Below are 9,447 nucleotides of genomic sequence, written 5' to 3' on the forward strand. Positions count from 1 at the left end.
AGCTGCGTGGTCCCGGAGCGCGCTTCGCCGCCGATGCGCCGCACCGTCCCCAGCCCCGCGTGGGGGCGCCCGGCCAGCGGGGGCACCAGTCCCGTTCCCGGGTCGATCATCCCGGCGGGCGCGTAGACGCCGCGGCCCGCCTCCGCGTCCAGCGTGAACGCGGGCGCGTCCGGCAGGTTCAGGTCCCGCGCCGTGGCCAGTCCGTCGCCGCGCAGCACCGTGCCGCCTAGGGCGACGCGAAAGCGCGCGATGGGCTGCCAGTCGCCCGAGAGCGACGCGCGCCACTGCCGCGGGGCGGTGAAGTCCGGGGCGAACGCGGTGGCCGTCCGCACGTCGCCGGAGCCCGCGGCGCCGTCGGCGCAGGTCCGCGGCGCGTTGGCCGGGTCGCGGAGCGCCGCCCAGTCCGCCGCCGGCGCCGCGTCGCCCACGCACACCAGCGTGCGGTCCTCCACGCCCGTCTCGCCCGCGGACAGGGCCAGCCCTTCCAGGGGCACGCGCCCCACGAACCGGCCAATGCCGCCGCGGAGGGTGATCCACGAGGTTCCGGTCGCGCGGGGGATGGCGTAGTGAAAGCCCACGCGCGGGCTGGCGACGAGCGACGAGGGGATCCCGCGCTCCAGCCCCGGAAACGCGGCGGCGACCGCCGGATCGTAGTCCGCGCGGCCGCCGTAGCCCAGGTGCTCCAGCCGCACGCCCCAGGTGATCCCCAGGTCCGGCGACGCCTGCCAGGTGTGCCCGGCGAACACGGCGCCGTAGCGCGATTCCGCCGCGGCGTCACGCCCCGTCAGCCGCCGCGTGAACAGCGCGGGCCGCGCGTCCTCCAGCGCCTGCAGGTCCTGGAAGTAGAAGGTGCCGAACGCCTCCGGCCCGCTCTCCAGCGTCGTCCGCTCCACGCCCAACGTGCCGCCCAGCTGCAGCCGCTGCGCGCCGCCGCCGAACGTCCAGCGAAAGACGTCGTTGGCCTCGAACAGGCTGCGCCGCGAGGACGTGCTCATCTGCTGCCCGCCCCCGAACGACAGGCCGGCGATCCCCTCGCCGTCCCCGCCCACGCCCACGAGCCCGCTCGGCAGCTCCTCGTCCGGCCGGGTGCTGGACGTGCCGCGGGCGCCGTACACCCGCAGTTCGTTCGTCGTCGTCCGGATGCGCGACACGACGGTGCCCAGCACGCCGGCGTCCTCGCCGCGGCTCCATCCGCCCGGGGCCGTGAGGTTCATGGGGGAGGGAGGCAGCGGCCGCCGGGACCGCCGGTAGTCCAGCCGGACCCCCACGTCGTGCGCCGTGAACCGCTTCCAGTCCAGCCGCGCCAGGCCGCCCACGTTGTAGCCGCGCTCCTGCTCCTCGCCGGCCGCGGACAGGCCGGCGGATCGCAGCAGGTTGTCCATGCGCCGCACGGAATCCGGGTCCAGCCCGCGGCCGCGCAGCGTCCCTTCGGGGTTCCCCGTCAGGGGCCGCACGTCCCACTCGTGCACCGACGCCTGGACGGCCGTAAAGCCGAACAGCCTCCCGCCGACGGGCCCGCCGTACGCGCCGCTGAACAGCCCCAGCACCCCGTCGGGCGAGGACGTCTGCGCGTCCTCCAGCCAGTCCCCGGGATTTCCCGCGAACCGGAACCGCATGGCGCCGCCGGGATCGCGCGTGCCGCTGTGCGTCGTGGCGGCGATGTGCCCGCCCGTGAACTGGCCGCGGGCCACGTCGTACGTCTCCGCGACCACGCCCACGGACTTCACGCCCTCCGCCGGGAGCGACGCGCCGCCCCACGACGCGCCGTCCGCCGTCACGCGGTTGGCGCCGGGTGCCTGCCCGGCGATGGAGACGCCCGGCACGCCGCTGCCGCCCGCGTCCACGGGCACGGTGCCCTCGGCCAGGAGGGCGGCCTCGCCCAGGTCGCCGGGCGTGGTCGTCGTCCACTCCAGCGTGCTGGCGGGGCGCGACGACGCCTGGCCGCCGGGGCCGCCGGGAGTGTTGCGGATGGCCGCCGGGCTGCCGCGCACCTCCACGCGGTCCAGCAGCGTGGCGCGCGCGGCAAGGGTCACGTCGTGCGCCGCGTCCGCCCGCTCCACCGTGGCGCGGTACGGCGCGAAGCCGATGCGCTGCACGCTCACGATCCACGGCCCGCCGGGCGGCAGGCGCAGGGCGTAGCGCCCGTCCTCGCCGCTGCGGGTCCACGATTGCGACGTGTCGGACGCGGACGCGGCGTGCACCAGCGCCGCCGCTACCGGCTCACCGTTGGGGCCGGTGATGCGGCCGCGCAGCTGCTGCGCCTGCAGCCCGCCCGCGGAGAGTGCGAGGAAAAGAGCCGCGAGGCCGGTCAGCCACGTGGTGGCGCGCCGCCAGGGGCGTGCGCGGGGAGGATTGGGGGGAAACATGGCGGCGCCCCCGGGATCAGGGCGCCGAGTAGGAATCAGCGGGCGGGGTCCATTCCGAGGCGGGCCAGGTGGGCTCGACGATCGTGTAGGTGATCTCGACCTCCCGCATCCCCCGCTGCACGACAAACCTGTAGGTCTGGCCGACGCGCGGGTTGTGATAAGCCGCGGCTTCCGCTCCGTCGCGGCCGTTCACGCGCAGGATCGCATCGCCCACGCGCAGCCCGGCGGCATGGGCGGGCGAGCCGGAAAAGACATGGCGGACGACCGGGTAGTCCGCCCAGCGCGGGGGGCCGCTCCCATCGGCCGGCCGGCCTGAGTAGACGAATCCCAGCCTGGAGCCGCGAGGGCCACCCGGGTCCGGCGTCGGTGTGGGGCTGATGGAACGAGCCACGTCGGTCGTGGGCGCGGCGGTCTGCGCGCGCGCGGCGGGGGCCCAGGCGGCAAGGAGCAGCACGAGGATCATCGGCGCTCGGTTCATCGCGACCTTCCTTCCAGGCAAGCGTAAGTGCGACAGGTCCGTACGGCGGCCCGGGCTCGGCCCGGGCCGCCGTGCGCGCGAGGATCAGTACGGGCTCGTGCAGTAAACCTGGGTGATCACGAATTGGCCGCCGCTGTCGCAGTACCCGGCAAATGAGGCCGGCCCACCACAGAACTCCTTGGCCCGTGCCGCCGCCGCGTACCACTCCTGGTCGGGGCAGCTCATCACGGCCTCGGCCCTGGCCGGCGTGGCCAGGTACACGCTCCCGCCGAGCACCACGAGCGCGGCGGACACATTGAGTCTGCGGAGTGTGTTCATGAAACCTCCCGGAAATGAAATGAACGGATGATGGAACGAACACGATGCCGGCCGGCATCGACACATTAGATCGGTAGCGGATTGGCCGCAAGGGTATCGTTCTGCGACGGCTTGCTATGAGAAAATGGCGTAGCTGCTAACATTTTCGAAGTCGACCCGATCGCACCCGAGTGGCGCATTCCTGCCGATTCGGGGAAGGAAGCGCGGGATACGTACGGGATCGAAAGTTGTTCGGGCATTCGGGTATTGCATGCGCAAGAAAGTAAGGGCTTCCGCATTACGCGGATTCTCCTCGCCGACTGTTCTGTGGGACACGCGATCTGGATTTTCTCACCCGGCTGAACGCGGGTTGGCGCCTTGCACCCGCCCCGTTGCCGCGCACGCTTGCAGATTCGCCGAGTGTGCGCGCCATTTCCCGCCCCCGCAAGGCGAACCGGGGAGGAGCGTACCCGGATCTCCACTGGCGCGATCCATCGTGCCGGGACCCATTCGGTAAGGACGTGCGGGCGCCCAGGTCAGGGCGCCGAGTAGGTTTCAGCGGGCGGGGTCCACTCCGAGGCGGGCCAGGTGGGCTCCACCAGCGTGAATGAGACCTCCACCTCCCGCATGCCTCGCTGCACGACGAGCGTGTACGCCTTGCCCACGCGGCGATCGTGGTACGCCGTCATCTCCGTCCCCTCGCGTCCGTTCACGCGCAGGATGGCATCCCCCACCCGGAGTCCCGCGGCCTCCGCCGGCGAGCCGGAAAAGACGTGGCGGACGACGGGATAGTCCTCCCACCGCATCCCGGTCCCGTCTACCGGGCGGCCGGAGTATACGAATCCGAAGATGGCGCCGCGGGGGCCGCCCGGATCCGGCGCGGGCGCGGCGGGTGAACGAGAGGCATCCGTTGCGGGCGAGGATGTTTGTGCGGCCGCGGTCTGTGCCAGGGCCGCAACCAGCAGCGCGAGAATCATCGGCGCCCGGTTCATCGTGACCTTCCTTTCAGGCAGGCAAGCGGCTTCCGCATCCCCGTACTCCAGGGGGGGAGGCATTGGAGGCGATGTATGATGGAAAGTACCTCGGCAGCTTCGATATCGCATGCGAAAGATGTGGCCGAGTTCGCGCCCGATTTCCACTCTCGCACGACGGATCGGAGAGAGGCGTACGCGGATTGCCGCCGGCGCGATCCATCGTTCCGGATAAGACGGGGGGAAGCCTTTGCGATCCATCCTCCTTTACCTGTACGCCGGAACGTCCGCCGACTGGTACGATCATGCACGTCTGCATAACTTGTCAGGCTGTGATGCATGACGCTTCGGCGCGTGCCGTGGCGCTTCGCCCCGACCAATCGACCGACGATGTCCGATCCCATCCGCGTACGCTTTGCCCCCAGCCCCACGGGCTACCTGCACCTGGGCGGCGCCCGCACGGCGCTGTTCAACTGGCTCATCGCCCGCAAGCTGGGCGGCGTGTTCGTGCTGCGCATCGAGGACACCGACCGCGAGCGCAGCACCGACGAGAGCACGCAGACCATCCTGGACGGCATGAAGTGGATGGGCCTTACCTGGGACGAGGGCCCGTTCCACCAGGCCGACGGCTTTGACCGCCACAAGGCCGAGGCCCGGCGCCTGCTGGCCGAGGGGAAGGCGTACCGCTGCTTCTGCACCGCCGAGGAGCTGGCGGCCAAGAAGGCCGCCGTGGGCGACGAGTACCGCTACGACCAGAAGTGCCGCGCCATCCCGCCCGCGGAGAGCGACGCGCGCGCGGACGCGGGCGAGCCGCACACCATCCGCTTTCGCGTCCCCGAGGGCACCACGGCGTGGGACGACGTGGTGCACGGCGAGACGCGCTTCGACAACGCCAGCATCGACGACTTCATCATCCTGCGGACGGACGGCACGCCCATCTACAACATGGCCGTGGTCTCGGACGACATCGACATGCGCATCACGCACGTCATCCGCGGCGACGACCACATCCCCAACACGCCCAAGCAGATCCTGCTGTACCAGGCCCTGGGCGCGCCCGTGCCGGCGTTCGCGCACCTGCCCATGATCCTGGGCCCCGACGGCAAGAAGCTCAGCAAGCGGCACGGCGCCACGGCCGTGGGCGACTACGCGGACGAGGGCTTCCTGCCCGAGGCGCTGTTCAACTTCATCGCCTTCCTGGGGTGGAACCCCGGCGACGAGCGCGAGGTGATGGACCGCGACGAGCTCGTGCAGGCGTTCAGCCTGGAGCGCATCAACAAGAAGGGCGCCATCTTCGACCGGGAGAAGCTGGCGTGGATGAACGGCCGCTACCTGGAGAAGAAGCCCGCCGAAGAGCTGCTGCCCATCGCCGCGCCCCTCCTGGTGACCGAGGGGCTGATCTCCCAGGCGGACGTGGAGACGCGCCGCGACTGGCTGCTGCACCTGCTGGAGCTCATCAAGGTGCGCGTCCGCAAGACGACGGAGATCCCCGCGCAGGCGCGCGTCTACCTAACGGACGAGGTGTTCTACGATCCGGGCGCCGTGGAGAAGCAGTGGAAGGACCCCGCCACGTCGGAGCGGCTGGGCGCCGTGCGCGACGCCCTGCGGGCCGTGGAGCCGTGGACGCTGGAGGGCATCGAGGGCGCCCTGCGCGCCGCCGCCGAGGGGCTGGGCGTGGGCTTCGGCAAGGTGGCGCAGCCGCTGCGCGTGGCCCTCACGGGATCGGCCGCCAGCCCGGGCATCGACCACGTGGTGTACCTGCTGGGACGCGACCGCGCGCTGGCCCGCATTGACCACGCGCGGGAGCGCATCGGGGCCGGAACGGCGGCCTAGGTACGCCACCGTACACAAAGCTTCACAAAACCGTTGACTTCCGTCGGGGCCGCGCCTAAGTTGCGCCTCGAAGCCAGACTACGCGGAAACAAACCGCGATCGGTCCCGGCGGACGTTTCCCCCGCGCATCGCCGCGTGACGAAACGAGATGGGGTTTAGGCGGGGGGACGCGCATGGGCCCGTGCGGCTCCCCCTGGCTGCTCCCGCCGCAGTGAAAACGTTACCAATCCGAAAACTACCGGGGAGGCAGTACAACCCTCGTCCAACCGTGGAGGCTGCCATGCCTGAGGCACTGTCCAAGATCGAGCGCAGGATCCTGAACTACCTTGTGGACTACCTCAAGGAGAACACGTACCAGCCGAGCATCCGCGAGATCGGCAAGCGGTTCGGGATCAAGAGCACCAAGACGGTCTCCGAGCACCTGCAGTCCCTGGCCGACAAGGGCTTCATCGAGCGCGACGCCAGCCGTTCGCGCGGGGTGAAGATCCTGGGGATGAACCTGTCCCCCGGCGTGCTGAACGTGCCCATGTACGGCCGCATCGCCGCGGGCGTGCCGGCCCTGCTGCGCGACGACGTGCACGACACGTTCGAGCTGGACCGCAAGCTGGTGGGCAGCAGCGACGCGTTCATGCTGGAGGTCAAGGGCGACAGCATGACGGGCATGGGCATCCTTCCCGGCGACTACGTGGTCGTGGAGCCCGTGGACGAGGCCGACCTGCAGAACGGCGAGATCGTGGCCGCGCGGGTGGACGGCGACGCCACCGTCAAGCGCTACTTCGCCAACGGCGGCAAGGTGGTGCTGGAGCCCGCCAACACGAGCTACGCGCCCATCCTGGTGCACGAGCACAACGACTTTACCGTGCTGGGACGGGTGACGGGGATGTACCGCCGCTTTACGCGGGCCCACACCGAGGCGGTGGTCACGGGCGCGCACTGAGCGCACCACGCTGGAACGCGGCTCGCAAGGACCCCGGCCTGTGCCGGGGTCCTTTGCGTTGGGGAACGGTTGATTTCACAAATTGGGCGATGACGGGCGACGACGCGCTGCGGGACCGGGACGAGGAGTGGATGCGGCACGCCCTGCGCGAGGCCAGGGCGGCGGAAGCGCTGGGCGAGGTGCCCGTGGGCGCCGTGATCGTGCGGGGCGGGGAGGTGGTGGCCACGGGGCACAACCTTACGCACACCCTGCAGGACCCCAGCGCCCACGCCGAGATGGTGGCCATCCGCCGCGCGGCCCAGGCATTGGGCGAGTGGCGGCTGCTGGACTGCACGCTGTACGTGACGCTGGAGCCGTGCGCCATGTGCTCCGGCGCCATCGTGCTGGCGCGCATTCCGCGCCTGGTGTTCGCCGCGCACGATCCCAAGGCGGGGATGAGCGGCTCCCTGGCCAACCTGGTGCAGCACCCGCGGCTCAACCACCGCGTGCAGCTCACCACGGGCGTGCTGGCGGACGAGGCGGGCGACCTGCTGCGCGCCTTTTTTCGCGCGCGGCGCCGCAACCGCGTGAACCCGCAGGACACGGCCGAGCCGCCGCCCGAGGCCGCGCCCGGCGCCACGGCGGACGCCGGCTGAACACGGCGGGCACAAAAATGGGGCGAGGACCGGATGCGGTCCTCGCCCTTTTTCTGTCATTCATCCCGGCGGACAGCCTACGGCCGCGGCGGCACCGGGACAATGTTCCCGGGCCCAGCCAGCACGGCGGGCGTGCTCCGGTTGGCGAGCGGGCCGGCCGTCACGGGGCAGGCGTTGGGGATGTACGACAGGCTGCCGGACGTGCCCGCGTTGGGCATGACCCCCGGCCGTCGCGGCGCCTGCGTCGTGGGCGGCGTGCCGGACGCGCGGGCCACGGGCGCGCCCACGGCCATACGGTCGTTCGTCTCGCATGCCGTGCTCACCTGTACAAGGCGATGCTTTACGCGGTCCGCGGTGATGACCGGCGTGGAGGACGACAGCCGGCGGATGGAGAACCCCTGTGGCTCCGGCGCCCCCGCCGACGCGCACCCCGCGGCGACGAGCAGGCAGATGGGAAGCGCTTTTCGCATGATTGCCCCCGCGTTCGATGGATCCTGACGAGCGTGAACCGCACCGGTGTACAACGCCGCAAATCTGCTGATCCACACGCCGTGACGAAACCCTTTCGCATCCGCGCGGCCGGGATTATCATGATCCCGTGGTTGAACGTGTTCAAAATCGATCTTCGGCGCGAGGCTTCCGCGGATGTCCATCCAGAACTACTACCGCTGGGCGCTGCTGCTGCCCTTTGCCGTCCCGGGCGTGCTTTCGCTGCTCGCGCTGGTGCCCGAGCCGCGCATCCCGCAGCCAGTCGGCGCGCTGCTGATGTTCCTGTTCTACTCGGTGCTCATCGGCGGCATCCCGTACGTGCTGTTCGCGCTGGGCTTCCTGGTGTGGTCGTGGGGCAGGGACGCGCGCAGCGTCCGCACGGCCATCTACGTCTCGCCGCTCACATACGCGGGCGTGCTGTCGGCCTGCGTGCTCGGATACGCCGCCTGGGACGGGGACCTGACCCACCAGGGCACCGGCGGCACGCTGCTCCTGCTCGCCACGTGCGCGTTCGTGTTCGGCTACGCGTACGTTGCCCTCGCGGAGCTACTGCGCGTCTGGCTCGGGGCCCGCGTCGCCGACCCGGATGCCGTCGCCAGCTGATGCCGGATAAGGAAGGAGGCGAGGATCGCGCGTTGATCCTCGCCTCCTTGCTTCGTGCAGATCCGATTCAGCGCCGCGGTTTCTCGATCCGCAGGACAACGACGGACTCCACCTGGTCCTCGTCCTGCACCACGCCCACCACCCGGCTGCCGCGCACCACCGGCGCGGGCGATGACAGCAGGCGCGTCGGCAGGAGCACCTGTCCGAGGTAGCGCCCTGTCCGGTCGAAGACGTCCGCCGGCTTGGGCTGATTCCTTTCGCCGGTGCGCATCACCCAGACATTTCCTTTGTCGTCGAAGAAGAAGCCTTGGAAGACGGGCATCGTCTGCGGGATACGGGACGCGTCGATGCGGCCGCCCTTTCGCTCGAAGTCCGCGTGGCCGGCAAGGGCGCGCCTGCGCTGCTCGCGCGTGACCCGCCGCGGCTTCACGTTCCGTTCGATGACGCGATCGACCGTGCCGTCGAACCGGTGGCGCTCGATGCGGTACCGGTCCGTCACACCCACCCAGACGAAGCCCTCCGGGTCCATCCGCCACTGCTGGAGACCCGCGAACGGCACAGTGATCATGTCGATCCGGGTCGTGTTGCCCTCCATGTGGGTCACCTCGAACGCCGGGAGCTCGAACGCGGGCAGGAGGAAGGTGTCCAGCGGCTGCAGGCCGGGACCGAATCGTACGATCAGCTCCCGGCCCTGACCGGAGGAGCCCAGGTCGTACAGGTTGCCGCGTGTGTCGAAGCCAAGCGGCCATGGCGACACCACCCGGTCGTTTTCGCGCCGGTGCGTCGTGACGAGCCTGCCTGCGGTATCGTAGACGGCAAAGCGCGTGTTTCCGCCGTC

General features: G+C 70.7%; 10 protein-coding genes. 4 read left to right on the plus strand and 6 right to left on the minus strand.

The window, feature by feature from the left end; all coding sequences use genetic code 11:
- The 4 genes from VFZ20_RS00645 to VFZ20_RS00660 form a co-directional block, all read right to left on the minus strand.
- On the minus strand, window positions 1-2,366 hold a 2,366-nt coding region (locus VFZ20_RS00645), incomplete at its 3' end, for a carboxypeptidase-like regulatory domain-containing protein (RefSeq protein ID WP_329681877.1).
- Window positions 2,367-2,382: 16 nt separating this feature from the next.
- Complete coding sequence (locus VFZ20_RS00650; RefSeq protein ID WP_329681878.1) at window positions 2,383-2,829, minus strand: PDZ domain-containing protein; 447 nt, start codon at window positions 2,827-2,829, stop codon at window positions 2,383-2,385.
- 99 nt (window positions 2,830-2,928) lie between these two features.
- Complete coding sequence (locus tag VFZ20_RS00655; RefSeq protein ID WP_329681879.1) at window positions 2,929-3,162, minus strand: hypothetical protein; 234 nt, start codon at window positions 3,160-3,162, stop codon at window positions 2,929-2,931.
- Window positions 3,163-3,677: 515 nt separating this feature from the next.
- Window positions 3,678-4,373, minus strand: a complete 696-nt coding sequence (locus VFZ20_RS00660; RefSeq protein ID WP_329681880.1) for a PDZ domain-containing protein — start codon at window positions 4,371-4,373, stop codon at window positions 3,678-3,680.
- 129 nt (window positions 4,374-4,502) lie between these two features.
- On the opposite strand from VFZ20_RS00660, the gene gltX reads away from it, so the two are divergent.
- The 3 genes from gltX (at window position 4,503) to tadA (ending at window position 7,517) form a co-directional block, all read left to right on the plus strand.
- Window positions 4,503-5,945, plus strand: coding sequence for a glutamate--tRNA ligase (gene gltX, locus VFZ20_RS00665; RefSeq protein ID WP_329681881.1), 1,443 nt, complete (start codon window positions 4,503-4,505; stop codon window positions 5,943-5,945).
- A 280-nt stretch (window positions 5,946-6,225) separates the two neighbouring features.
- The gene (gene lexA / locus VFZ20_RS00670; protein ID WP_329681882.1) at window positions 6,226-6,882 is read left to right on the plus strand and encodes a transcriptional repressor LexA; all 657 of its coding nucleotides are present in this window, start codon (window positions 6,226-6,228) and stop codon (window positions 6,880-6,882) included.
- A gap of 89 nt (window positions 6,883-6,971) precedes the next feature.
- Window positions 6,972-7,517, plus strand: coding sequence for a tRNA adenosine(34) deaminase TadA (gene tadA, locus VFZ20_RS00675; protein WP_329681883.1), 546 nt, complete (start codon window positions 6,972-6,974; stop codon window positions 7,515-7,517).
- A gap of 77 nt (window positions 7,518-7,594) precedes the next feature.
- On the opposite strand, the gene VFZ20_RS00680 is transcribed toward tadA, so the two are convergent.
- The gene (locus tag VFZ20_RS00680) at window positions 7,595-7,987 is read right to left on the minus strand and encodes a hypothetical protein (protein ID WP_329681884.1); all 393 of its coding nucleotides are present in this window, start codon (window positions 7,985-7,987) and stop codon (window positions 7,595-7,597) included.
- 175 nt (window positions 7,988-8,162) lie between these two features.
- On the opposite strand from VFZ20_RS00680, the gene VFZ20_RS00685 reads away from it, so the two are divergent.
- A complete protein-coding gene (locus VFZ20_RS00685; RefSeq protein WP_329681885.1) occupies window positions 8,163-8,609 on the plus strand; it encodes a hypothetical protein in 447 nt (148 codons plus the stop codon).
- A 67-nt stretch (window positions 8,610-8,676) separates the two neighbouring features.
- Here VFZ20_RS00685 and VFZ20_RS00690 read toward each other — a convergent pair.
- A partial coding sequence (locus VFZ20_RS00690) for a hypothetical protein (protein ID WP_329681886.1) occupies window positions 8,677-9,447 on the minus strand: 771 nt, incomplete at its 5' end.

This window comes from Longimicrobium sp. (assembly GCF_036280135.1).
In the GTDB taxonomy this organism is placed as follows: Bacteria; Gemmatimonadota; Gemmatimonadetes; order Longimicrobiales; family Longimicrobiaceae; genus Longimicrobium.

What these genes read in the sequence shown, in the direction of transcription:
- gltX (WP_329681881.1), top strand. Translation starts at nt 4,503, where the DNA reads ATGTCCGATCCCATCCGCGTACGCTTTGCCCCCAGCCCCACGGGCTAC.
- tadA (WP_329681883.1), top strand. Translation starts at nt 6,972, where the DNA reads ATGACGGGCGACGACGCGCTGCGGGACCGGGACGAGGAGTGGATGCGG.
- VFZ20_RS00650 (WP_329681878.1), bottom strand. Translation starts at nt 2,829, where the DNA reads ATGATCCTCGTGCTGCTCCTTGCCGCCTGGGCCCCCGCCGCGCGCGCG.
- VFZ20_RS00685 (WP_329681885.1), top strand. Translation starts at nt 8,163, where the DNA reads ATGTCCATCCAGAACTACTACCGCTGGGCGCTGCTGCTGCCCTTTGCC.
- VFZ20_RS00655 (WP_329681879.1), bottom strand. Translation starts at nt 3,162, where the DNA reads ATGAACACACTCCGCAGACTCAATGTGTCCGCCGCGCTCGTGGTGCTC.
- VFZ20_RS00680 (WP_329681884.1), bottom strand. Translation starts at nt 7,987, where the DNA reads ATGCGAAAAGCGCTTCCCATCTGCCTGCTCGTCGCCGCGGGGTGCGCG.
- lexA (WP_329681882.1), top strand. Translation starts at nt 6,226, where the DNA reads ATGCCTGAGGCACTGTCCAAGATCGAGCGCAGGATCCTGAACTACCTT.
- VFZ20_RS00660 (WP_329681880.1), bottom strand. Translation starts at nt 4,373, where the DNA reads ATGGATCGCAAAGGCTTCCCCCCGTCTTATCCGGAACGATGGATCGCG.